This is a genomic window from Clostridium beijerinckii HUN142 (genome assembly GCF_000621745.1).
Taxonomy (GTDB): Bacteria; Bacillota; Clostridia; order Clostridiales; family Clostridiaceae; genus Clostridium; species Clostridium beijerinckii_A.
On sequence record NZ_JHXK01000013.1, the window covers coordinates 152,685 to 178,093 of the forward strand.

Sequence of the window (25,409 nt, forward strand, 5' to 3'; positions counted from 1 at the left end):
ATATGAAGATGATAAAAAGAGTTACGTTTATATTATTAATGAGTCTTATGATTAATATATTTATTTCAGTTGTACCAGATTGTTCTTTTATTAAATCGGCAACTATTCATGCAGCAGAAATAAATAATAAAACTAATATGGAGACAAGCAATAACACAAACTTTTATGATAAGAGCAAAAGTAAACAATCTTCTGAAAATGAAGTTAACATAGATGAGTTAGGGGGAAGTGCAAAGGAAGAAATTAATTCGCTATATGAGTATATAAGTAAAATGAAAACAGATGTTGAGCTCATGAACAATTTAAATCCAGTTGAATATGTAAAAACTTATATTAAAGAAGGTAAAGGGAATCTTTCACTTGACACACTTCTAAAGGCAGTATTAAGCATAATATTTAAGGAAGTGAAAAGTGTATTATCTTTAGTAGTATCAATAGTTACAATAGCAATAATATGTTCACTACTAAAAAATTTACAAGATGCATTTTCAGATGAAAGCATATCCCAAGTTGCATTTTATGCATGTTATGCCCTAATAATAATGGTGTTATCAAAGAGTTTTATAATTTCAATTTCAGTTGCTAAAGATGTAATAAATAATATTTCAGATTTCATGAGTGCGCTTCTCCCTATTCTTGTGACGATGATTTCTCTTGCTGGAGGAATAGCAGCAGCTACTACATTAGACCCTATAGTACTTGGTGCGGTTGTATTTATACCTAAAGTTTATTCTAATGTAATAATTCCAATGATCTTAATGGGTTTTGTACTAGAGTTTGCTAATAATATATCAGCGGAACATAAAATAAATAATCTGTGTAAGTTGTTTAAGCAGATTATTATATGGATCCAAGGAATCATAGTAACAATTTTTATAGGATTATTAACGATTCGAGGAATTACATCAACTACTATTGATGCAGTAACACTAAAGACGGCAAAATTCGCTGTAGATAACTTTATTCCTATTGTTGGAAAAGCTTTTTCGGATGCAATTACTTCTGTTGCTGGATATTCGCTTATAATAAAAAACGCTATAAGTTCAATAGGGTTAGTTATAATTATTTTAATTCTTCTGCATCCTATTATTAAGTTAGTTCTTATTGAGTTTATATATAAATTGTCAGCGGCATTAATAGAACCAATAAGTGATTCAAGAATAACTAAGTCATTGGAGGCAGCGGGAAGTTCTATGATGCTTATAATCTCATGTGTGCTAACTGTAAGCTTTATGTTTTTTATACTAATAGGTATCATGGCATCCACTGGTAGGTTTATAGTTGGAGGATAAAATATTATGTTTATGGAAACTTTAAAAAAATTTGTAATGACACTTGTGACTGTTCTTATTTTTATGAGCGCTGTAGAGATTATTGCTCCAAGCAAAATGAAGAAATATATAAAATTTGTCTTGGGATTAATATTAATAACAATCATATTAAATCCAATTTTGCAGTTTATAGAAGGCGGAGAGAAAAACTTTACAGATGTTATTAAGAATTATGAGCAAGTATTTTCAAAAGATAATGATACAGCTAATTTTGACAGCGTAAATACATTAAGCAGAAGTAATATAGATAATGAGAGAAAAAAAGCATTTGTAGCCAATTTTAATAAGAATTGTGATAATATTCTAAAAAATAAATTTAATGATATGAATTTTAAGAGTGAAGTTGATTGTGATGTGGACTTTAGTAAGGTAGCTATAAATGTAAAAAAACTAAGGATAGGTGTAAGTAGTAGTAAAATAAACAAAATAAAAAAAATAGCAATAAATAAAGATGTGAATGAAAATAACGGAGAAAAAAATGTAGAATACACTGAAATAGCTGATTTTATAAGCAATGAATTAAATATTCCAAAGGAGAAAATAGAAGTATATGGATTAGAGGAGTAGGAGGTATAAATATGGATAAAGATAAATTTAAAAAAGAATTTAGTAAAATACTAGAGCAAAAAAAGATGAAGAATCTTATAGCAGTATGTATAATACTGGTATTTATTCTGATTGCTATGAATGTATTTTCGTCTGGTAATAATAATTTCAACAGCAATAAACTATCATCTACCGCAGCTAAAACAAATGCGGAGAATGTAGATGATACTAAAATAAATAATGAAACAGATGAAAAAAATTATGAGGAAAAACAAAAAAGTGACTTAAAAAACATATTAAAGAAAATGAATGGAGTTGGTGATGTTGAAGTAATGATGTCCTTTGAAAATGGAGGAGAAAAAGTTCCAGCATATGATAAGAATAATCAAAAGTCAACTACAGAGGAAAATGATACCGAGGGTGGAAAAAGAGTTACAAATCAAGACACAGATGCGTCAAAAACTGTAATGACAACATCTGATGGGAATAATGAACCATTTATTTTAAAAACCTATAAGCCTAAAATCACTGGGATAATAATACTTGCAGAAGGTGCTGACAATAGCAAGATAAAATATGGAATAGAACAGGCTGTGTCAAAACTATATAACTTAAGTTTAGATAAGGTTAATGTATATAGCATGAAGAAGTAGCATATAATTTTATAGAAAAAGAATGGGAGGATGAATATTATGACAAAGAAACAATGTGGGATTATATTTACATTATTAGCATTAATATTATGTGTAGGAATGCTAGCAGCAAAACTTAATAATGGAGGGCTAAACGATCCGACAGATTTAAGCCAGGTTTTATCTACGGATCAATCAAAGACTGAACAAGATACACAGGCTTTAAGTCAACAAAATTATTTTTATGATGCGCGAAGCGAAAGAGATCAACAGGATTCAACTACAATACAAACTTTAAATTCAATAATTTCAGATGCAAATACATCAAAAGAACAAAAGGATCAAGCAACAAAAGAGTTAACACAAAAAACAATGACAAAAGATAGTGAAGGAAGAATAGAATTAAGTATCAAAAATAAAGGTTATGAAGATGCTTTATGTATGTTACAATCAGATAAAGCAACTGTAATAGTTAAATCACCTAATGAACTTCAAGAAAGTGAAACTGTAGCTATACAAGAAATAGTTCAAGAGATATCAAAAATTAAAGACGTAATAATACAAGTACAAAAATAGTATAAAAACCATAATATATTTGTAATGTTAAATTATATTTGATATAATGAACACAAGATTATCATGTTTTGTTATCACAAAACCTAGGAGGTTAAAGTAACATGGAAGATTTAGTTAGAGAAGAAAATATCGGAGTAGTTAAAATTTCTGATGAGGTAGTAAGCGTTATTGCGGGAATTGCTGCTCAGGAGATTGATGGAATATTAGATGCTCAAATGGGTGTTGCAAACAACTTAACAAACATATTTAAAGGTAAAAAGAACACCGCTAAAGCAAGTAAAGTTACGCTAGAAGAGGATAAAGCAATTATAGATATGAACGTATCAGTTGAATATGGGAAGAAGATAATGGAAGTTGTACCTCAGGTGCAAGATAATGTTAAGAAAACTGTGGAAGCTATGACAGGATTATATGTTGAAGCGGTTAATATCTATGTTCAGAATATTTATTTATCAAAAAAGGAAGAAAGTGAATCTAACTAATTTGATTTTCACCCTCTGAAGCTTTCAGAGGGTGTTTCTATGCTGAAATTAACCAAGGTTTAAAAGAAAGCAAAAGTGTGTATAATGATAAATGTACATAATTAACTATGATACATATTTAGGAGGAATATATGAATAGAAAGTTATCAAGAGAAAAGGCTATGGAGTTACTATTTGGAATGACTTTAAGCAAGGATACAATGGAAGAGGTAGTAGAAGCATTTGTGGAGAATTATGAAGGGGATATAAAAGAGATTGACTTAACATATGTAAAACAAGTGTTAATTGGTGTAAATAACAATAAAGAAGTAATTGACAAAATGATACAAGATAATTTACATAATTGGAAAATTGAAAGAATATCAAAAGTTAATTTAAGTATTTTAAGAATTGCAACATACGAGTTATTATATGATAAGGAAGTACCAAGAGGAGTTGCCATTAACGAAGCATTAGAAATTACAAGAAGATATTCAGATGAAAAAAGTGTATCGTTTATCAACGGAGTGCTAGATAAGATTAAACAGGACTAATTTTAATATAATAATACCTTTTAAATACACATGGTTTATAATTTCCTTACGTTTAGAATATTTGGAATAAAGATACTTAAAATTATATAAAACAGATGGATTATAAAGTGAAAGTAGGTAGAATGATAAAATGGGGCAAATTATTAATGGTAAAGAAGTAGCATTAAAAGTGAAAGAAGAAATAAAAAAGTACGTTAATAGTAGAAAAGAAAAAAATCTTAAAGTTCCTAAAATTGCATCAATATTAATTGGAAATGATGGTGGATCTATTTATTATATCGGGAGTCAAGAGAAAGTAGCTAATTCCCTTGGAGTTGAGTTTTTAAAGTTAACTTTACCAGAAACTTGCAATGAAGAAGAGGTTATAGCTGAAATACATAAGTTAAATGAAGACGATGATATTCATGGAATTATTCTACAATTACCACTTCCGAATAATTTTGATGAAAAGAAAATTATTAAACAAATATCTCCTAACAAGGATATTGATTGTCTTACTTTTGAGAGTCAAGGAAAATTGTATATGGGAGAGCCAAAGTTTTTACCTTGTACGCCTAATTCAGTAATTACACTAATTAAAAGTTTAAACATAGATATTGTAGGGAAGAATGTTGTAGTTCTTGGAAGAAGCAATATAGTCGGAAAACCAGTAGCTCAGCTTTTATTGAATGAAAATGCAACAGTTACAATTTGTCATTCAAAAACTAAAAACCTAAGAGAAGTCTGCAAGAGTGCAGATATTTTAGTAGTAGCTATAGGAAGACCAAAATTTATTGATGAAACTTACATAAATGAAAATGCCATTGTAATAGATGTTGGAACATCATCTTTTGAAGGCAAAATAACAGGAGACGTAGATTTTGATAAAGTAATAGATAAATGTAGAAACCTAACTCCAGTTCCAGGTGGAGTTGGATCGTTAACAACAACTCTATTAATAAAAAACGTATGTGAGGCTTTAAAGGAAAATGAATATTAAGACTTTAACTGTTTCAGAGGTAACAAATTATATAAAAAGAATGTTAGACAATGACTTTATCTTAAGTAATCTCTCTGTAAAAGGGGAGATTTCTAATTTGAAGTATCATAGCAGTGGTCATATTTACTTTACACTTAAAGATAGTAATGGCAGGATAAATTGCGTTATGTTTAAAGGTAATGCAGTATTGCTAGATTTTTCATTAGAAGAAGGAATGGAGGTCGTTATTAAGGGGAGGGCGTCAATATACCCTGCGACTGGAAGTTTTCAACTTTATTGTGATGAAATAAGAAAAGAGGGTTTGGGCGATTTATTTATTAAATTCGAGAAACTAAAAGAAAAACTATCTAGAGAAGGATATTTTGATGAAACATATAAAAAGAAATTACCAAAGTATCCACAGAGAATAGGAGTAGTAACATCACCAACAGGAGCGGCTATAAGAGATATTATAAATGTTTCAACCAGAAGAAGTAGTTTGGTAGATATTGTGCTATATCCAGCAAAAGTACAAGGAGCAGGTGCTTACAAGGATATCATTTCTGGAATTAGTTATTTTAACAAAAAGAAATCAGTAGACGTAATGATAGTAGGCAGAGGCGGAGGTTCTATCGAGGAATTGTGGAATTTTAATGAAGAGGAATTAGCTAAGGCAATTTTTAACTCAAAGATACCTATAATTTCAGCAGTAGGACATGAAATAGATTTTACGATTTGTGATTTTGTAGCAGATGTTAGAGCTGCAACGCCTTCCCAAGGGGCTGAGATTGCTGTTCCTATTAGTGATAATATAAAAGATAGGATAGTAGAGATTTCAAAAAATCTAGATAGGCATATAGGTGATAAATTAAGTGCGTGCAGAAATAATTTGTCAGGAGCTCAAAGGATTTTAAACGTTCATTCTCCAATAACTAAAATATCTAATTCATATTTAGAAGTAGATAGATTACAGGATAGGCTGAATTTTGTAATAAGAACCAAAATTAAAGGAGAAAAGAACAAAGTAGAAAATTTAAATAATTTACTTTTTGCACACAATCCAATTAAGGTAATTTCAAAAGGATATGCTATAATAAAAGATGATGAAAATAATATTATTACATCGAAAGAACAGCTAAATGAAAATAAAAATATAGAAGTTATTCTTAAAGATGGGAATATCGAAGGAAAGTTTATACCATCAAAATAAGGAGTTTAAGATATGGCTAAAAAAGAAAGTTATGAAGAAATGTTAACTAAACTTCAGGATATATTAAGCAATTTAGAAACTGATGAATTGAATCTTGAGGAATCAATGAAATCTTATGAAGAAGGCGTCAAACTTGTAAATAAGATTTATAAGGTTTTAGATTCCTATGAAGCTAAAATTTCTATAATTAAAGATGATAAAGAATTGGAGTTTAGTGAAGATTATGGAGATAAATAATTTAAAAAAAGATATAAACGAATATTTGGAAAATTACTTTAGTAAAAAAGGAAGTTTTAATAGAATAATATATGATTCGTGTAGTTATAGTTTAAATATAGGGGGGAAAAGAATACGGCCAATACTGCTTTCGTTAACCTATTATATATATAAAGAAGATTACAAAAAAGTTATGCCAATGGCAGTTGCAATGGAAATGATTCATACATACTCATTAATTCACGATGACCTTCCTTGTATGGATAATGACGATTTAAGAAGAGGAAAACCTACAAATCATATTAAGTTTCAGGAAAATATTGCAGTTCTTGCAGGAGATGCTCTATTAAATGAAGCGATGATAATAATGATGGATTATGCGCTGAAAAATGAAAACAATGCTTTAAGAGCAGCATATGAGATAGCGATTGCGGCAGGTGCAGAAGGCATGATAGGAGGTCAAGTAGTAGATATTATCTCGGAAGGAAAGAAAATATCGAAAGATGAATTGGAATATATGCATGCAAAAAAAACAGGTGCACTTATTAGAGCAGCAATAGTTTCAGGAGCAATTTTAGCTGAAGCTCCAGAGAATGATTTGAAATTATTAAGAGAATATGGAGAAAAGCTAGGACTCGTTTTTCAGATAAAAGATGATATATTAGATGTTATTGGAGATAGCAACGTATTAGGTAAAAATATACATACTGATGAGGAACATAATAAAACAAATTTTATATCGGTTTTTGGATTAGATAAGTGCAGGGAATTATGTGAAACTTTAACGGAAGAATGCATATTTATTCTTAAAAGTTTAAGTGTTAATTCAGAGTGTTTAGTTGAACTTACATATATTCTTTTAAATAGAGAAAATTAATAGAGGGAATGATTGTTATGAACTTACTGGATAAATTGAATTTTCCAGAAGATTTAAAAAAGCTTAATGAAGAAGATTATGAAGTTTTAAGTAGTGAGATTAGAAAGTTTTTGATAGATAGTGTTTCTAAAACTGGTGGTCATTTAGCATCTAATTTAGGAGTTGTTGAATTAACATTAAGTTTATTTAAAGCTTTTAGCTTTGATAATGATAAAATAGTATGGGATGTAGGACATCAAAGTTATGTTTACAAAATTTTGACTGGAAGAAAAGAAGGATTTAAAAAGCTTAGGAAATACGATGGAATAAGTGGCTTTCCGAAGAGAAATGAAAGTAAATATGATTATTTTGATACAGGTCATAGTAGTACTTCAATATCAGCAGCACTTGGAATTGCACGGGCGAGAGATTTAAAGAAAGAAAAATATAATGTTATTTCAGTTATAGGTGATGGTGCGCTAACGGGTGGAATGGCAATCGAGGCTCTAAATGATGTTGGGTTTAGAAAAACAAAATTAATCATTATATTAAATGATAACCAAATGTCAATTTCAACAAATGTTGGAGGATTATCGCGATATTTAAATAAACTTAGGATAGCTCCAGTATATAATAAGTTAAAAACTGATATTCATGCATCTTTAGATAATTCAAATCTAGGTAAAAATATAGCAGGAAAAATATCTAAAGTTAAAGATAGCATAAAACAATTAATAGTTCCATCTATGTTCTTTGAAAACATGGGCGTAAAATATATTGGCCCAATTGATGGTCATGATATAGATGCAATGACAGAGGTGTTTATAAAAGCAAAAGAGATAAACGAACCCGTAATAATACATATTTTAACTCAAAAAGGAAAAGGATATGCACTAGCAGAAGAAAGCCCAAGTAAGTACCATGCGGTAGGTGCTTTCAATTTAGAGAGCGGTGAGTCAAATGTGTCACCGAAGAATAGTTATTCAAAGGCATTTGGAAAGGCACTAACAAATCTTGGTGCACAAGATGAAAAAATAGTTGCAATTACAGCAGCTATGCCTGAGGGTACAGGACTTAAGTGCTTTTCACAGAAATTTAGAGATAGGTTCTTTGATGTAGGAATAGCAGAGGAACATGCAGTTACTCTTGCGGCAGGAATGGCAAGTAACGGTTTAAAACCAGTTTTTGCAGTTTATTCGACGTTTCTACAAAGGGCGTTTGATCAAGTATTGCATGATGTTTGTATTCAAAATCTTCCTGTAGTATTTGCGATAGATAGAGCAGGGATAGTTGGTGAAGATGGTGAAACTCATCAAGGTATCAATGACTTATCTTACTTATCTATGATCCCTAATATACATATAGTTGTACCAAAATGTTTAGAGGAAGTTGATATTTTATTAAAGTGGGCAATTAACAAAAATGCACCAGTTGCAATAAGATATCCAAAGGGAGGAAACATAATTGATACTCTTTCACCAATTAAAGAGGTTGTAGAAGGACAATGGGAAATATTAAATAGAGGTTCTAAGGTATGTATTATTTCAACTGGCAGGATGGTTCAACATGCAATGCTTGCAAAAGACATCTTATATGAAAAGGGGCTAAATCCAACAGTTATTAATGCAACATTTGTTAAACCGATTGATAAAAAATTACTAGAAAATATTAAAAAAGAGGGATATAATATTTTAACGATAGAGGACAACATTTTAAAGGGTGGATTAGGTTCTGCCGTAAAAGATTATTTGAGTGAAATAGATTATAAAGGAACTGTTAGATCACTTGGATATGATGATGAATTTATTCCTCAGGGGAATGTGGAAATCTTATACAAAACATATAAATTAGATTACGAGAATATAAGCAAGGTTATTATGAAGCTTTATGATTAAAAGGAGAAACAAATGGCGGAAAAAAAAGAAAGACTTGATTTACTTTTAGTAGAAAAGGGCATAATTATCTCTAGAGAAAAAGCAAAAGCTTGTATAATGGAAGGAAAAGTTTATGTTGATGGGCAAAAAGTAGATAAGGCTGGAGAGAAAGTAAGTTCTAGTGCTAATATTGAATATAGAGGAGAGAAGCTTAAGTATGTTAGCAGAGGTGGACTTAAACTAGAAAAAGCAATGAAAACTTATAATATTTCATTAGAAAATAAAGTATGCATGGATATAGGTGCATCTACAGGAGGATTTACTGACTGCATGCTTCAAAATGGTGCTTCTAAAGTGTTTTCTGTAGATGTTGGGTATGGACAGTTTGCATGGAAACTCAGAACTGATGAAAGAGTAGTTTGCATGGAAAGAACTAACATAAGATATGTTACATTAGAAGATATAGGGGAACCCTTAGACTTTGCATCTATAGATGTATCTTTTATATCACTAAAAAAAATAATGCCTGCAACTATAAATTTACTAAAAGATGATGGAAAAGTTGTTGCACTCATAAAACCTCAATTTGAAGCTGGGCGTGAAAAAGTAGGTAAAAAAGGTGTTGTAAGGGAGATAAGTACACATAAAGAGGTAGTTCATGATATTATAGATTTTCTAGTACAACAAAACTTAAATGTTTTGGGTGTGAGTTTTTCTCCTATTAAAGGACCAGAAGGAAATAGAGAATATTTGGTGTATTTTACAAAGGATAAAAATGAAAAGAGTGACTTTGAAAAAGAAGATATAGATGAAGTTGTTGAAAATTCACACATAGAAATTTAACTTCCTTGGAGGGGCTATGAATAATATTGGGATTGCAATTAATCCATCAAAAGACACAGAAAATAAAATATTGAATATGGTTGTAAAAAAAATTAAAGAAAAATTTAACTTAATAAAGATTGAGATTTTTAATTCATTCGATATAGAACAGCAGAATTTAGCAGATATTGATTTACTTATCGTATTGGGTGGAGATGGTACACTTCTTGGAATAGCGAGATCCTTAAACGAGAGTTTTAATTCACCTATCTTAGGAATTAATATAGGCAACTTAGGTTTTTTGTCAAGTGTAGATATATCAGATATTGATACTGCTCTTGAAAAATTGAAAGATGGAAAATATAAATTTGTTGATAGAATGATGTTAAATTGTAAAGTCGAATCAGCTGGAAATAAAGAGGAACTTAAAGCTTTAAATGATGTGGTACTGGCTAGAGGAACTCTTTCAAGAATGGTGAAATTTACGATATTTGTAGATGGAAAAATATATTCGACATTCAAAGGTGATGGGCTTATTATAGCAACACCTACTGGATCTACAGCATATTCATTTTCAGCAGGAGGACCATTTATATATCCGGATTTAGAACTTATAACAATAACTCCTATATGTCCTCATACTAAAAGTATGCAAACTATTGTATTAAAAGGAGACAGCGTTATAGAGGTATATGCGGATCACGAGGAAGAAAAAATTTATTTGACTGTAGATGGTCAGAAGGCTATTAAAATTAATCATGAAACTTCGGTAAAGTTAAGTAAAAATAAAAAGAGTGTAAAATTACTTGTCTTTGATGATTATGATTATTTTAAAGTCTTAAGAAGTAAGATTTTGAATAATTCTAAAGAATGTGATGGTGAGAAACTTTGAAATCAAAAAGGCATACTAAAATATTAGAAATCATAGGCTCAAGAGAAATAGAGACACAAGAAGAATTGGCAGATGCATTAAAAAAAGAAGGATTTGATGTAACACAAGCGACTGTATCTAGAGATATAAAGAATTTGAAGTTGATAAAAATGCAATCTACCAATGGTAAGTCTAAATATGTTGTGTCTACAGGAGAACAAAAAAATATCATCGATAGATTAAGCAATATTTTAGCTAATACAGTACTTTCAGTAGAAAATGTAGATAAAATGGTTGTAATAAAAACTATAACAGGGTCGGCACCGATTACAGCTGAAGCTATTGATAATTTGGAAAGTGCGGATATTGCAGGAACAGTAGCAGGAGATAATACTATTTTTATTTTAGTTAGAAGCTTGGAAAGTGCTGAAGATTTGGTTGATAAAATAAGAAAGAGAATGTCATCATAAATATTAAGGGTGGGATGAAATGCTAATTCAATTAAATATCAAAAATTTTGCGTTGATAGAAGATATAACGATAAATTTTAGTGATGGGTTTAATATACTTTCAGGAGAAACAGGAGCAGGAAAGTCCATTATGATAGATGCAATTGACTTTGTTCTTGGTGGAAAATTCTCGAAAAATTTAATAAGAACTGGTGAAGATAGAACATATGTAGAAGCATTATTTTCATTAGAAAAATCAAAAGTTTTTGAGGTGCTGGAAGAATTAGATATTGAATATGAAGATGTGTTAATAATTTCAAGGGAAAGTCATGTGAGTGGAAAGAATTTAATAAAGGTAAATGGAAAAAGTCTAATAACTTCACAACTTAGAAAAATTAGAGCAAAACTTTTGGATATTCATGGTCAACACGCAAATCAAGAACTTCTGCAAAGAAACACTCATATATCATATTTAGATGAGTTTATAGGAAGTGAGATAATAAATCCGATAAATAAATTTAATGATTTAAGAGAAAATTTAATAAAGATAAGAGTAGAAATTAATAGGATTTGTGGGAATCAGGATAGAGAAAAATTATTAGATTATCTTAAATTTCAAATTGAAGATATTGAGAAAGCTAAATTAAAAAAGGACGAAGAAGAAATTTTAAAAGATGAATATAATATTTTGGCAAATGCTGAAAAAATTAATAGTAGTTTATCCATTTCATATGGAATACTTAGTGGAAACGAAGAGTTAAACGTAATTGGTTCGATATCAAAGATAATACATGAGCTTTCTAATGTAGAAAATCATTTTGAAAAGATTAAGAAGAATAAGCAATTAATTGAAGAAGCATTTTATACTTTGGAAGAAGCCAGTCGTGAGATTCGTGATATGGCAGAAGAGGTGGTTTTTGATCAAGATGCATTAGATAAGGTAAATGCTAGAATTTATGAAATAAATACTTATAAGAAGAAATATGCGCCGACAATTCCGGAAATTTTAGATTATTATGAAAAAATAAAAAAAGAGTATAATGAAATATTGAATTCTGAACAAATAATAGGAGATCTTAAAGAAAAAGAGAAAGAGATTCTATCTAAAATGGAGAAAGAAGCATTAATTCTTCATGAACTAAGAATAAGAAAAAGTAAATTTTTAGAAGAAAAAATCTTAAGAGAACTTACGTTTGTTGGTCTTGAAAAGTCAAGAATGGAAATAAGTGTAATTCGACAGGAAGAATTCAATGAAAAAGGATTCGATGAGGTGAGTTTTTTAATATCTACAAACCCAGGAGAACCGCTTATGCCACTTGAAAAAGTATTATCGGGAGGAGAACTTTCAAGAATAATGCTAGCTTTAAAGTGTGTTTTCGCTGAAAAGGACGAAATACCAACATTGATTTTTGATGAAATAGATACAGGAATAAGCGGAGCAGTTGCACAAAGGGTTGGAGAAAAAATGTACCAATTATCAAATACGCATCAAGTTTTATGCATAACTCACTTACCACAAATTGCTGTACTGTCTGATTATCACTATTTTGTTATGAAAAAAGTAAAAGATAATAAGACTTTTACAAAGATAAAAGTTTTAGAAAAAAAAGAAAAAGAGCTTGAGATAAGCAAAATGCTGGCAGGTGATGATGTTACAGAGGCGACATTAAATAATGTTAAGGAAATGATAAACTTAAGCGAATTAAAAAAGTTAGAAATTAAAAAATAAATACATATAGAAAATAAAATTGGTAAAAATAAAACCATGTAATTGCATGGTTTTATTTTTTTATTTTTATAATTTTGGAAATTTATATATAAAGTAAAAGAAATAAAGATATATACTTTTAAAATTTAGTATAAGCTAAATTTTTTAACTACAATAACAAAGTTCCTATAGGATAAGACTTGCGTGCAGTGGGAAAATTAAGTTTAGTAAGTAAAGGAGGAGAGAAATATGAAGAGAAAAATTTTATATACTACTAGTTTAATTATGACTCCAATCCTTATTCTAATTTTATTTACCACAATAAGCATAAGGAAATTACCAAGTAAGATTTATACAAGAGATGAAAAGACAGTACAATCAATTGCACCTATAGGAAATACGATAAGTAAAATTGGTGATAACGATAATGAGTATGAGATAAAATTTTTGGGAATGATTCCTCTGAAAGCTGTCGAAGTACAAAAAATTAAAGATTTGGAAATATATCCTGGCGGAAATCCAGTCGGAGTTAGAGTGAATAGTGAAGGCGTGATTATTGTTGGATATTCTGAAATTGAAATCAATAATAAGAAAGAAGAAAGCCCAGGTAAAGCTGCTGGACTCGAAATTGGTGATGTGATACTAAAAGTAAATGGTGAAAATATGGAGAATTCAATGGATTTGTTAAAAACAATTAAAGAGTGTGATGAGGAAAGTATAAAAGTTGATATTTTAAGAAATGGTGAGAATCTTACAAAAACAATACATCTAAAAAAAGAAAATAATAAGGATTATAAAATAGGATTATGGATCAGGGATTCAACAGCAGGAGTTGGAACAATGACTTTCTTTGATCCAAGTACGAAAAAATTTGGAGCATTAGGGCATCCAATAACAGATGCAGACACAAATGAACCATTTTTAGTAAAGAAAGGTGACTTGTTAGAATCGTCCATAATAAGTGTTAGAAAAGGAGAAAAAGGATCTCCGGGTGAATTGAAAGGAATTTTTCTAAATGAGGAAACACCAACTGGAAATATTGAAAAAAATACTCAAAGTGGAATTTTCGGTGAAATTAAGAATGCTCAAGCATTAAATAATAAAGTTAAACCTCTTAAAGTAGGGTTTAGAGATGAAATATGTGTAGGGAAAGCAAAGATAATTACAACAATAGATGAAAGTGGTCCACAGGAATTCGATATTGAAATTGAGAAGACTTTAAATCAATCTATTCCAGGATCAAAAAGCATGGTAATAAAAATTACTGATCCAAGATTATTACAGAAAACAGGCGGAATTGTTCAAGGAATGAGTGGAAGTCCAATAATTCAAAATGAAAAGATAGTTGGAGCGGTTACTCACGTATTAATAAATAAACCTGATACTGGCTATGGAATTTATATAGAATGGATGCTTCAAGAAGCTGGAATAATAAAATAGAAGTAAATCTAGGTAGAGATTTAAAAATTTCTACCTAGATTTATTTTTATTTTGATTAACATAAAATTATTTGAATTTTTGGAATATAACATGAATAAAGGAAAATAAAGTATTGATTTGAGAGTTTACGTTATATAAAATTGTATAATTTTAAAATAATTATTAATATATAATTTCGATATAGATTGTAGAAAAAGAAATATAATTATATAATAAGTATGTATTCACTTAATAATTGAGAATTTAGGAAATATATAGTTACATTTTTACTTAAAAAAATACTTTAAAAGTATTTTGTCAGAACCTATTTACTTTGTGAGCAAAAAAGTGTATAATTTACAAATAGTGGAAGATGAGAAGGAGATATTAATCAGACTTAAGTGATATTTATGTAAAAGGGAATATATTAATAGAAAAATTACTATTGCAAATGTAGACGTACATACCCTATTAATGTCAAAGGATCTTACAATAATTTGTAGAAGTAATATATTGTGTTATATTGTACAATGATGGAACTATTTAATATGATATGGTTATAGGGGTTAAATAATATATTAAAATGCAAACATAATAAAAGAATGGACAAAAGGAGAGAAAAAATATGGAAGATTCAAAAATATCTGTACTAATTGCTGATGATAACAAAGAATTTTGCAGTATATTAAATGATTATCTACTTAATCAAAAAGATATAGTTGTCACAGGAATTGCAAAAGATGGTAGAGAGGCTTTGGAGTTAATAGTAGAAAGAAAGCCTGATTTAGTTATTCTTGATATAATTATGCCACATTTAGATGGATTAGGTGTTTTAGAGAAATTAAATACAATGCAATTGGAAAAGGTTCCAAGAATAATAATATTATCAGCAGTAGGTCAAGATAAGATTACTCAACAGGCAATAACTCTTGGCGCAGATTATTATACTGTAAAACCTTTCGACATGGAAGTATTCACAAAGAGAATCAGAGAAATGTTTAATAGCTCTGCTTCAGTTCAAGAAACAAATATGAGAAATTCGTATGCATCATCAATGATATCTACTCCAAGTGAAAATAGAACAAAGGCACCTATTGATTTGGAGACAGAAATAACTAATATAATACATGAAGTTGGAGTGCCGGCTCATATTAAAGGCTATATGTATTTAAGAGAAGCTATAACTATGGTTGTTAACGATATGGAATTATTATCAGCAGTAACTAAAGAGTTATATCCTTCAATTGCTAAAAAGTACAATACAACAGCTTCAAGAGTTGAAAGAGCAATAAGACATGCAATAGAAGTAGCATGGGGTAGAGGTCAAATAGAAGCAATAAACAGATTATTTGGATATACAGTTCATAATGATAAAGGCAAGCCAACAAATAGTGAATTTATAGCTATAATAGCTGATAAATTAAGACTTAAAAATAAAGTATCATAGAACCATTCTATTAGGTTTGAGGTTATGTAACCTTTATAAATTAGGACGACAAATATAATTTTATACCTATAAACATTAAAAATGTCATTAAGACATCACTTAATCAGTTTTAACAAAAATTGATTGGGAGGTGTCTATTTTTATACCCTAAATTGATAAAAGAATTTATGATTTTTATTAAAGTATTAATGACCTTATGATTTATTGCACGAACAAAGATTTATCTAAAAAGACTGCGAAGTCCTATTAAGGTACATTAAAGTTGTTTGTAAAATATTTATCTGATGACGTTAATGTCTTCACTCCACTTAAGGTAACAACAAGGCATATTAAAAACTACTTAGAGTTTACAAAGAACAAAGGAAACTATACATATGCTGTAGATATTAATTCTTTAAAGTTACATAATCCTTCAGCAAGAGGAGATTTTGAAAAGCAAGTATCTTTGTACACAGTAAATAATTATATGACAGCTAAGTGCTTAAGTGTAATCCGACTGTACAAATTAGAGCCTATAAGCACAGTAGGAAGCCTAATGGGGATTTAGTGGTGTTAGACTTTAATGAGATTATAAAAGCTCTAGATTTGACCTCTTATGCTGAATATAGGCACTACAATTCATTATGGATACAGGAATGAGAAAAGGAGAAACATTGAACTTAAAGAATAATCATATGTTAATTAAAAAAAGGCGATATTTATACCAGCTGAAATTGTAAAAGAAAGAAAAGATAGATACGTCTTTTTAGTACAATAATGCAAAGTATCTTGAAGAAGTGGATTGATTATAAAGAGAGATACTTTGACTCAGAATATATTCACAAGCTAAAGAGGTTGGAATTTCAAAGTAATGAATTTTGAAAAGAATTTAAAAAATTTGTTTAAAAGCTAAAATTGATAATTTTATAACAATTTTGCACATGCAATCGATACAAGATATACAACTAGTAAATATAAAAAAACTGATAATAACAGCACTATTAATGCACAAATATGATGCTTACTAGAAGGTTAAGTTAGATATATAGAATGTATCATTATACTAAATTTTAGATAAGTGCTTAAAAAGCTTTTGTATTATAAAAGATGTGCGAACATATGTTTGAAATTAACATGTTATTGGTGTATAATATGGATAAAAGTTTATAAATTTAAGGGATAAGGAAGAACGAAAGCTATGGATATAAGAAGAGAAATTGAAAACACTAGAGATGAGTTAAATATATTAATTAAAAATAAAGAAATAATTACTAATGATAAGGAATTATTAGAACTTAGTATAAAACTAGACAAGCTAATTAATGAATATATGGTTATTATTGAACGTATATAGATATTTTTTATTGTTGGAGAAATTAGAATTGATGTTTTTTTAGGCCATCCATAGATTAATGTCTATAAATCATATTATTTCATAAAAATATAAAAATGGTTTAATAGTTTAATAATATTGAGCAGAAAATAATAAAAACATGTTCTCGCCATTTACACTTAAGTGAAAATAGCAAGGCATGCTTTTCTTTTTCTAGGATAATAGTAGAATATGAAGGTTTTATAAATTTATAATTTTAACAATTCATACAAAGATAAAATAAAGTAGAATACTCCAAGTATTAACCCTACAGCAGAATAACTTTGAATTTTAATATCAGTTATCTTAGATTTAATCAATGGGATGAAACTAATTACTATAGTAACAGTTGGAATAATTATTATATAACTACCTAGGATAGTATGTAATAAACCACCTACAATGAATAAGGTTAAGCCTAGCAATGCTCCTACTAAAGAAAGCCTATTGTTTATTTTATTCAATTCCATTTACGCACCTCCTATTACAATTATATCCATTCTGGCGAGATATTCAACGTTAATTTATTGAATTTATTATGATAGTGGGTAAAATCAAATGGTTTCATATTTTAGTATATTTAATTTAATATTACACACGATAATATTTTAGGGTTAGTCCGAAAATGATTTTAAAGTTCACATAAGTACACACTTGCTTCAAGATAGACTAGGTGGTTTTATTTTTTATAATTAATAAAATACTAGAAAAAGAAAGGAATCGATTATATTAGAAAGATAAATGGTTATTAATAGATGGAGTTAATTTTGTTGCATGTTTATTGACATGAAAAGTCTCCTAAACAAACCATTCTTTTTAAGTAGAAAATTTAAAGCGTACATGTTATAATTAAAATATTAGAATTTAAGATATAGAAAGACAGAGGATTAAAGAGTATGGAAATAAAAATTAATATTCCAGTATTAAAAATATTAGCGATAACTATTTCGGGAATATTGGGTTATATAACTGGAATGATAGTATATAAATAGATATGATGTTTTAGACTAAGGATAGGTAAGATTCTTTGGTCTTTTTTTATTTGTAAGCAAAATAAGTTAGCACTGGAAAAGGGGGGGGGATATAATCCTATAGAATATTTTATTTATATGGAAGGTGTGAGGGTGTGAGAGAAGTTAAAGAGGGAAAGCTGCAAAGGATCAACAAGAAGAAGCACTAAAAAGCGCTATAACAACAATAGTAAAGAATTATAAGATGTTGCTAATAAGTAATAATGATATATCGGGACTAGAAAAACAAAAATTATATGGTGATCTTGAACATAGTGTGGCAGCTATAGAATTTATAACACAATACAAGCTTGATAAAGGGGTTTTATGGGAAGGAATATAAAACTAATTTAAATAAAGTGATATAGTTAAAAATATTTTACATAATAAAAAAAGAATAGCTCACTAGGGTGAAATGAACTATTCTTATACGGTTATAGTATTTTTATAGGAGTAAATAATGTTTTATCTTGTTTCAAATACTATTATAAATATATATTGTGACAAGATTATGACAACTATAAGAAACTCGATATTAAAATTTTAATAAGAATATTTAAAGAAATTTATATAGAATTGTTGACAAAACTCATGAATGTATGATATTTTTGTAGAAACATACTTTTAATTTAGTTCAGAGAAACTAAGAAGGGGGAACATATGATGAATAATAAGTCATTAAAAAATGAAAAAAATTTTATAGATGTAGCAGAAAAGGTTTCTTTAAAGAGAGCAATTCCATTGAGTATCCAACATTTATTTGCAATGTTTGGAGCTTCAGTCTTGGTACCACTTATTTTTAAAATTGATCCAACAACAGTGCTTTTTTTTAATGGTATTGGTACATTACTTTATGCCTTTATTACTAAAAAAAAGATTCCAGCTTACCTAGGATCGAGTTTTGCCTTTATATCACCAGTATTACTTTTATATAGTCAAGGATATGATTTTCAGACAATACAAGGTGGATTTGTATTTGTTGGTATATCATTTTCAATAATAGCAATTATTGTGGGATACACAGGTATGGGATGGATAAATAAATTATTCCCGCCAGCTGCTATGGGATCAATAATAACAATTATAGGTTTAGAATTAGCCAGCAATGCGGCTGATCAAGCAGGTTTTCCAGTAGGATTAAGTAATTCTCAAACTTTAAACATAACTTGGGTAATTGTTTCGATGGTGACTCTAGTTACAGTAATTTTATGTAATATCCTATTGAAAGGATTCTTGAAAGTTATACCTATATTAATAGGGGTGGTAGTTGGATATACTACAGCATTTTTTATGGGATTAGTAGATTTTAGTACTATAAATAATGCAAATTATTTTGTATTACCTAATATAAAGGTTGCACATTTCAGTTTAAATGCAATTTTAACTATACTTCCTGCAACATTTGTAGTAATTGCAGAACATGTTGGCCATTTAAAAGTTACTAGTAGCATTGTTGGGAGAGATTTAGCGAAAGATCCTGGACTTCATAGATCTTTACTTGGAGACGGGCTATCAACTATTATTTCGGGAATGTTTGGTTCTGTACCAACAACAACTTATGGTGAAAATATAGGAGTTTTAGCTCTAACTAAAGTATATAGTGTATATGTAATATGCGGAGCAGGTTTAGTATCAATTTTATTAGGATTTTCGGGAAAAATGTCAGCACTTATCAGTACTATTCCAACACCTGTTATTGGAGGAATAAGCTTCTTGTTATTTGGAACTATTGCAACTTCAGGGTTAAGAACTTTTATTGAAGAAAAAGTTGATTTTTCTAAATCGAGAAACTTAATATTAACTTCGGTAATATTTATAGTAGGATTGAGTGGTATAAAATTAACCTTAGGAACTATTGAACTTAAAGGAATGGGATTAGCAACAGTAGTTGCTATGGTGTTAAGTATAAGTTTTATGATATTTGATAAATTAGGTATAATGAATGAGGTAGAATAAGACAAAAGATATAGTACTTATAAATAAGGAAATTAATTATAAAAATGCTGTTAGTATTAATGAATACTAATGGCATTTTTTATTTTAAAGAAAAGAAGTATAAAATTAAAGAAAGTAGATATATTTAACTATTTATATTTTTATAGTTAATTTATGAATATATAAGAGTATTAAAAGAGAAACTATGTATGAAGATAAATGTATAGGAGGAATACAAATGAAATTAAAAAGATACATAAAAGTATTAAGTTATTTTATTATTTTTAACGTAATTATGAGTTTTGCTTTCATTGGCGCTGATGCTAATAGCGTGAAAATAACTACTGATAAGGAACCATTATATACAGTAGAGTACGATGGCTATGATCTTACAGCGAGAAGAATAAGAATTGCTGGAAGCAATAATATTGCGTATTGTTTAGAGATAAACGAAAAATATCCGTCTGGGCAAAATTTTTCGGCAAATAGTAATCTAAGTGAATCCATTCGTAATACCATTGCTGCAGGATATCCAAATAGATCTGTAGCTGAATTAAATCTAGATAATGAAAATGAAGCATATTTCGCAACTCAGATAGCAATATGGAGTTCAATGGAAGGATACGATGTTAACAAAATAAAAGGAAATAACTCTAAGATAGTAGACGCTATAAAGAGCATATATAATGACGGAGTAAACGGGAAATACTCAAGTAAAATAAGAAGTAAAGTATATAAAACAAGCGATGAATCTATACAAGAAATTGTAGTTGTTTATACTGATGATTTAGTATCAGAAGAAAAAGCAGAGTCAATTCAAACAGAATATGCACCACAAGAAGGTTAAATAAGACTATATTTTACATGTTAATGCTGTTACAGAATTAACATTTTGTACTGAATTAAAAAAATAATTTGTAACAGCATTAATAGTTAATTAAATTAGAAGGAAATCTTGGCTATTATTGACACCAATCCTTTAAAATGATAACCTTTTGTTAGATTATTAGAAGTAACCAAGGTGGTGAAGAAGATTGCTGCTAAAGGATTATAGTAAGGAACAAATTAAGAATTTAGTTGAAATTATTAAGGACTGTGTTCGTGAAGACAGATACACTATATCTTTAGAAGAAAATAAGTCAGAAAATATTCAATTTGTAGAAGAATACAACATAAATCAAAAGAAGAGAATAGGCATATTATGTGATATAGACTACAAAGATTTTTGTTATGGTCTTCAAAACGTAAAGAATGGAGTTGAGCAAAATGATCTTTACGTATTTTGTCTACAAAAAGAGTTGTACAATGTTGAAGATAAGAGAGAAATAGTAGATATTTATTTAAAGTTTGATGTAATATGTAATGAAGTAAATGAGTATAGAGTATTGGTTTCTCTACATAAAAGAAATAAGCCCATTACATACATTTTTAGGTAAAAGGAATTATCTCCATTTTAAAAGGAGGGATGAACTCATGAAGAAGTCAGCATTTTGCGAATATTGCTTTAGTGAAAGAGAATATCAAGTATATAAAGTAAGAAGAACATCTATACTAAAAGATGAAGAGGTAAATTACAAGGCGAAAGAAGCTATTTGTAATGTTTGTGGTAATGAGATTTTTGTTTCAGACGTAGGTGATTACAATTTGATGAATTTATATAAAGAATATAGAAGGAATTATAATATTATTAGTGTAGATGAAATACAAAAAATTAAAACTAAGTATTCAATTAATTCAGAATCACTTTCGCTAGTATTAGGATGGAATGTCGAAACTATAGAAAGATATTTAGATGGTGATATGATTGTAATCTCTAATAGTGATTTATTAAGAAAAATATATGAGAATACTAATTACTACTCTATCATATTGCAAAATAACAAGGAAATGATAAGCCCTGTAGATTACAATAAAAGCAGACAAGCTATTAGACACATCTTAGCACAAAATCAGACAGAAGAAAAAATTGATGCAGTAATAAAGTATTTGTTAATAAGATATGAAGATTTTACAGCTTTATCAATCCAAAAGCTGCTATATTATGTACAAGTATTTCACTATGTATTTACTGGCAATTTTATATTTGAAGAAAATTGCGAAGCTTGGAAGGATGGACCAGTTTATCCGAGTTTATGTGAAAGATATGAACAATTTGGATATGAAAAAGTTAATAAAGATATATTGGCTAATGATAAATTAAGGTTAAAGGATTTTGAAAGGAATGTTGTAGAAAGTATAATAAAATTTTATGGTTGCTATAGTGGAAAAATATTAAAGGAGATGAGCAAAAACGAAGCTCCTTGGATATTAACAAGAACTAATTCTATTAATGGAAAGAGAATTAAATGTGGTAAGCTTAATAAGGTAATTGAAAAAAGCTTGATTCAAGAGTATTTTACTAATATTAAGGAAAAATATAATATTAATAGTTTATTAGATATACAAAATTATAGTAGAGATTTATTCGATAAAATATCTATTTAATATGGAGCTAAGAAAGAGGTAACTTATGAAAACTACATTATTACTTATTAGACATGGAGAAACAGATTGGAATGCTTTGGGAAAATTTCAAGGGTGTACAGATATAGAGTTATCAAAGGAAGGTATAAAGCAAGCCCAAGTGTTAAAAAATAGACTTAATGGAACATTTGACTGGATATATGCTAGTCCATTAAGCAGAGCCTTTAAAACGGCAAATATATTGGCATCAATTACCGATAAAGAAGTTATAATAGAACCTGAGATAAGAGAAATTAATTTTGGTGAGTGGGAAGGACTAACTATTCAGCAAATTAGTGAAAAATATCCTGATGTTTTTAAAGCTTGGAGAACTGATAAAAAAGAAAGTTATATTTGCGGTGGAGATTCTAGCATCCGTAATGCAGTAGGTAGAGCTAAGAAGTGTATTTTAGACATAGTATCTAAACATAGAGGTGAGAAGATAGTAATTGTTGCTCATGGAGGGATAATAAAAGCCGGACTTATAGGAATATTTGAATGGGATATGACAATGTATCATAAAATAGCACTTGGTAATACTTGTATTAATAAAATAACTTTCAATGATGATTTGATGCCAATGTTAGTTAGCTTAAATGATACAACTCATTTAGATTAATGCATTAAAATTGTATGAGTTAATCAATAAATTTAGTTCTATAAAAGGCGTGAAAACATACTAAATGTTAAATATAAATAACTAATCTAATAAATAGATAAAAATTATTTTACTAATGAATTTTTTGAAATCATCCCAAATATATTTTGGTAAGATTCATAAGGAGCAATGAGAATGATATACATAATGATAAGTATTATACTGATTTTATATTCTGGAATAAATTATTACATTAGCATATGGTTTTGGAGAAATTTGTGTGATATAATGCCTTTTTTAAATAGTGAAATATACTTTAGCTTTTTTTTTATTATATTTATAATAAGCTTAGTCGGAGTCATATGGAATCGCCATCTGCCTAAATTTCTTCAAGATGGAATTTATTTGATGGCATCATATTGGCTTGCGGCTGTAGTGTACTTTGCAATACTTATTGGTACAATTGAGTGTTTTTTTATTTTAGGTCATACTTTACACATTATATCTAGTGATATTAAATCTAACTCAAATATTTCTTTTTATCTTGCTTTGATAGTTCTTTTTACTGTAATAATTATAATTCTATACGGAACGATAAATGCTAAAAATGTAATAATTACGCCATACAATATAAAATTGCCTAAAAAATCCGGAAAGATAAACAAATTGCGAATAGCGCTTTTATCGGATATTCATCTAAGTGATTTAATGGATAAAGGAGTAGAAAAATTAATTGATAAGATTAATTCTATACAACCAGATATTGTTTTAATTGCAGGAGATATAATAGATTCTAATAGAGATATGATAACTTATGATTTTTCTAAAATAGAAAGTGATTTTCAAAAAATAAAGAGCAAATATGGGATTTATGCATGTTTAGGGAATCATGACTATGATCATAATGGGGATTCATCAAATAGAATAAATAATTTGGAAAAAGTAGGAGTTAATATACTACGAGATAGCTATGTAAAGATTCATGATAGCTTTTATTTAATAGGACGTGAAGATATCTCTTATGAAAGAATAAGTAGGGTAAAACGAAAAAATCTATCAGAAACTGTAAATGAAATAGGTAGAGAATTACCTATAATAGTATTGGATCATCAGCCCAATAATCTAAATGAACCTGTTAGCGAAAGAATTGATTTACAATTATCAGGTCATACTCATAAAGGACAGTTTTTTCCTTTTAATTTAATAACGAAAAGAGTATTTAAAATTGATTATGGATATTTAAAAATGAATAAATTTCAAATAATCGTTTCATGCGGTACAAGAACCTGGGGACCGCCTATACGAGTTGGGAGTAAATGTGAGATAGTAAATATAAATGTAACATTTCAATAAAGGAATATTTCCATTGACTATAATAATTTAGGATAAGAACCTAGTAACTATTGTAATCGCATAATTTAAAACAGTACGTATATTATAAGTACTATTTTAAGTCTTTAAGGTTATATGTATTTAGAATATAAATTCATATAACCTTTTATTATTAATAAGAAGAGTTAAAAATTATTGAAGTCATTTTTTGAAATGTGCTTCAAGCAAGTTTAGGAGAAAATTCAGCTAGTCAAGCTGCTGCAAATCCATAACTATTCATAGGGAATTTTAGTATTTACAGTTAATGAAGTTTGTGGGTCAGGATTAAGTCTGTAGGTTTAGTAGTTTAAATAGTAAAAGCTGTAGATACAGTATTAGTTATTGTGAGTTCAGATAAAAGCCAAATCATTAGGAATAAATCCGATAGAAAAGAGTATAGATTGAAAGAATATGTCCTAAAAAATTACAATGTAATAAAATTGAACAATGTAATCATAAAGTGTATTTTTTTAGGACGGCAAATTTGCCACGGAAAAGCAATATTATTAATAATTAGATTATAGAATTTTGATAAATAGAGAAATTGCTCTATTAATATATTTTAAATCATATATATAAATTTATGGATTAGGACCCCTTATTTCTAGGTAAATATATCCTTTTTTGTATTCTTATGAAATAAAAATTATGCGATAAACTATACCAGAATATTACATAAACTAATATAATAAATTGATAAAATACAACATTT

The 25,409-nt window shown here is 28.6% G+C and carries 27 protein-coding genes; 26 read left to right on the plus strand and 1 reads right to left on the minus strand.

The annotated features are described in order from the left end of the window. Positions 1–2: 2 nt before the first annotated feature. The 19 genes from spoIIIAE (at position 3) to T483_RS30435 (ending at position 17,263) form a co-directional block, all read left to right on the plus strand. Entirely contained in the window at positions 3–1,292 is a 1,290-nt protein-coding gene (spoIIIAE, locus tag T483_RS0108510; protein WP_026886476.1) for a stage III sporulation protein AE, read from the plus strand. A gap of 6 nt (positions 1,293–1,298) precedes the next feature. Further along, a complete protein-coding gene (locus tag T483_RS0108515) occupies positions 1,299–1,898 on the plus strand; it encodes a stage III sporulation protein AF (RefSeq protein ID WP_035790075.1) in 600 nt (199 codons plus the stop codon). A gap of 11 nt (positions 1,899–1,909) precedes the next feature. Beyond that, positions 1,910–2,530: a stage III sporulation protein AG gene (gene spoIIIAG / locus T483_RS0108520; RefSeq protein ID WP_026886478.1), complete on the plus strand. Its 621-nt coding sequence runs from the start codon at positions 1,910–1,912 to the stop codon at positions 2,528–2,530. Between the two features lie 39 nt (positions 2,531–2,569). Next, entirely contained in the window at positions 2,570–3,085 is a 516-nt protein-coding gene (locus T483_RS0108525; RefSeq protein ID WP_011969023.1) for a SpoIIIAH-like family protein, read from the plus strand. A gap of 101 nt (positions 3,086–3,186) precedes the next feature. Next, positions 3,187–3,567, plus strand: coding sequence for an Asp23/Gls24 family envelope stress response protein (locus T483_RS0108530; protein WP_026886479.1), 381 nt, complete (start codon positions 3,187–3,189; stop codon positions 3,565–3,567). A gap of 131 nt (positions 3,568–3,698) precedes the next feature. After that, entirely contained in the window at positions 3,699–4,100 is a 402-nt protein-coding gene (gene nusB / locus T483_RS0108535; protein ID WP_026886480.1) for a transcription antitermination factor NusB, read from the plus strand. Between the two features lie 130 nt (positions 4,101–4,230). After that, positions 4,231–5,079, plus strand: coding sequence for a bifunctional methylenetetrahydrofolate dehydrogenase/methenyltetrahydrofolate cyclohydrolase (locus T483_RS0108540; protein ID WP_026886481.1), 849 nt, complete (start codon positions 4,231–4,233; stop codon positions 5,077–5,079). After that, positions 5,069–6,268, plus strand: a complete 1,200-nt coding sequence (gene xseA / locus T483_RS0108545; protein ID WP_026886482.1) for an exodeoxyribonuclease VII large subunit — start codon at positions 5,069–5,071, stop codon at positions 6,266–6,268. The genes T483_RS0108540 and xseA overlap by 11 nt, the downstream gene beginning before the upstream one ends. A gap of 12 nt (positions 6,269–6,280) precedes the next feature. After that, complete coding sequence (locus tag T483_RS0108550; RefSeq protein WP_026886483.1) at positions 6,281–6,505, plus strand: exodeoxyribonuclease VII small subunit; 225 nt, start codon at positions 6,281–6,283, stop codon at positions 6,503–6,505. After that, on the plus strand, positions 6,492–7,361 hold the full coding sequence (locus tag T483_RS0108555) for a polyprenyl synthetase family protein (RefSeq protein WP_026886484.1): 870 nt from the start codon (positions 6,492–6,494) through the stop codon (positions 7,359–7,361). Before T483_RS0108550 ends, T483_RS0108555 begins: the two co-directional genes overlap by 14 nt. 17 nt (positions 7,362–7,378) lie before the next feature. Beyond that, positions 7,379–9,235, plus strand: a complete 1,857-nt coding sequence (gene dxs / locus T483_RS0108560; RefSeq protein ID WP_026886485.1) for a 1-deoxy-D-xylulose-5-phosphate synthase — start codon at positions 7,379–7,381, stop codon at positions 9,233–9,235. A 12-nt stretch (positions 9,236–9,247) separates the two neighbouring features. Further along, positions 9,248–10,057, plus strand: a complete 810-nt coding sequence (locus T483_RS0108565) for a TlyA family RNA methyltransferase (RefSeq protein WP_026886486.1) — start codon at positions 9,248–9,250, stop codon at positions 10,055–10,057. Positions 10,058–10,073: 16 nt separating this feature from the next. Then, complete coding sequence (locus T483_RS0108570) at positions 10,074–10,928, plus strand: NAD(+)/NADH kinase (protein ID WP_026886487.1); 855 nt, start codon at positions 10,074–10,076, stop codon at positions 10,926–10,928. Further along, a complete protein-coding gene (locus T483_RS0108575; RefSeq protein ID WP_026886488.1) occupies positions 10,925–11,377 on the plus strand; it encodes an arginine repressor in 453 nt (150 codons plus the stop codon). Before T483_RS0108570 ends, T483_RS0108575 begins: the two co-directional genes overlap by 4 nt. Before the next feature lie 19 nt (positions 11,378–11,396). After that, the gene (recN, locus tag T483_RS0108580; RefSeq protein WP_026886489.1) at positions 11,397–13,085 is read left to right on the plus strand and encodes a DNA repair protein RecN; all 1,689 of its coding nucleotides are present in this window, start codon (positions 11,397–11,399) and stop codon (positions 13,083–13,085) included. 228 nt (positions 13,086–13,313) lie between these two features. After that, positions 13,314–14,504, plus strand: a complete 1,191-nt coding sequence (gene spoIVB, locus T483_RS0108585) for a SpoIVB peptidase (RefSeq protein WP_026886490.1) — start codon at positions 13,314–13,316, stop codon at positions 14,502–14,504. A gap of 604 nt (positions 14,505–15,108) precedes the next feature. After that, the gene (gene spo0A, locus T483_RS0108590) at positions 15,109–15,930 is read left to right on the plus strand and encodes a sporulation transcription factor Spo0A (RefSeq protein ID WP_026886491.1); all 822 of its coding nucleotides are present in this window, start codon (positions 15,109–15,111) and stop codon (positions 15,928–15,930) included. Positions 15,931–16,192: 262 nt separating this feature from the next. Continuing rightward, a complete protein-coding gene (locus T483_RS28855) occupies positions 16,193–16,477 on the plus strand; it encodes a hypothetical protein (protein WP_026886492.1) in 285 nt (94 codons plus the stop codon). 630 nt (positions 16,478–17,107) lie between these two features. Then, positions 17,108–17,263 (plus strand): aspartyl-phosphate phosphatase Spo0E family protein, encoded by a 156-nt coding sequence (locus T483_RS30435; RefSeq protein WP_080696947.1) that lies wholly within the window; start codon positions 17,108–17,110, stop codon positions 17,261–17,263. Positions 17,264–17,490: 227 nt separating this feature from the next. Here T483_RS30435 and T483_RS0108605 read toward each other — a convergent pair whose 3' ends face one another. Then, positions 17,491–17,751 carry a hypothetical protein gene (locus T483_RS0108605; RefSeq protein ID WP_026886493.1) on the minus strand — a complete coding sequence of 87 codons (261 nt, stop codon included), beginning with the start codon at positions 17,749–17,751 and terminating at the stop codon, positions 17,491–17,493. A 745-nt stretch (positions 17,752–18,496) separates the two neighbouring features. Between T483_RS0108605 and T483_RS28860 the strand changes: the two genes are divergently transcribed. From T483_RS28860 to T483_RS0108645, 7 genes are all read left to right on the plus strand, one after another. After that, the gene (locus tag T483_RS28860; RefSeq protein ID WP_242841826.1) at positions 18,497–18,634 is read left to right on the plus strand and encodes a hypothetical protein; all 138 of its coding nucleotides are present in this window, start codon (positions 18,497–18,499) and stop codon (positions 18,632–18,634) included. Between the two features lie 317 nt (positions 18,635–18,951). Next, complete coding sequence (gene uraA / locus T483_RS0108620) at positions 18,952–20,247, plus strand: uracil permease (protein WP_026886494.1); 1,296 nt, start codon at positions 18,952–18,954, stop codon at positions 20,245–20,247. A gap of 217 nt (positions 20,248–20,464) precedes the next feature. After that, positions 20,465–21,073, plus strand: coding sequence for a thioester domain-containing protein (locus T483_RS0108625; RefSeq protein ID WP_026886495.1), 609 nt, complete (start codon positions 20,465–20,467; stop codon positions 21,071–21,073). A gap of 187 nt (positions 21,074–21,260) precedes the next feature. Further along, the gene (locus tag T483_RS0108630) at positions 21,261–21,662 is read left to right on the plus strand and encodes a hypothetical protein (RefSeq protein ID WP_026886496.1); all 402 of its coding nucleotides are present in this window, start codon (positions 21,261–21,263) and stop codon (positions 21,660–21,662) included. Between the two features lie 37 nt (positions 21,663–21,699). Continuing rightward, a complete protein-coding gene (locus T483_RS0108635) occupies positions 21,700–22,710 on the plus strand; it encodes a type II toxin-antitoxin system antitoxin SocA domain-containing protein (protein WP_026886497.1) in 1,011 nt (336 codons plus the stop codon). 25 nt (positions 22,711–22,735) lie between these two features. Beyond that, on the plus strand, positions 22,736–23,347 hold the full coding sequence (locus T483_RS0108640) for a histidine phosphatase family protein (RefSeq protein WP_026886498.1): 612 nt from the start codon (positions 22,736–22,738) through the stop codon (positions 23,345–23,347). Between the two features lie 174 nt (positions 23,348–23,521). Beyond that, positions 23,522–24,679, plus strand: coding sequence for a metallophosphoesterase (locus tag T483_RS0108645; protein WP_026886499.1), 1,158 nt, complete (start codon positions 23,522–23,524; stop codon positions 24,677–24,679). Positions 24,680–25,409: the final 730 nt, after the last annotated feature.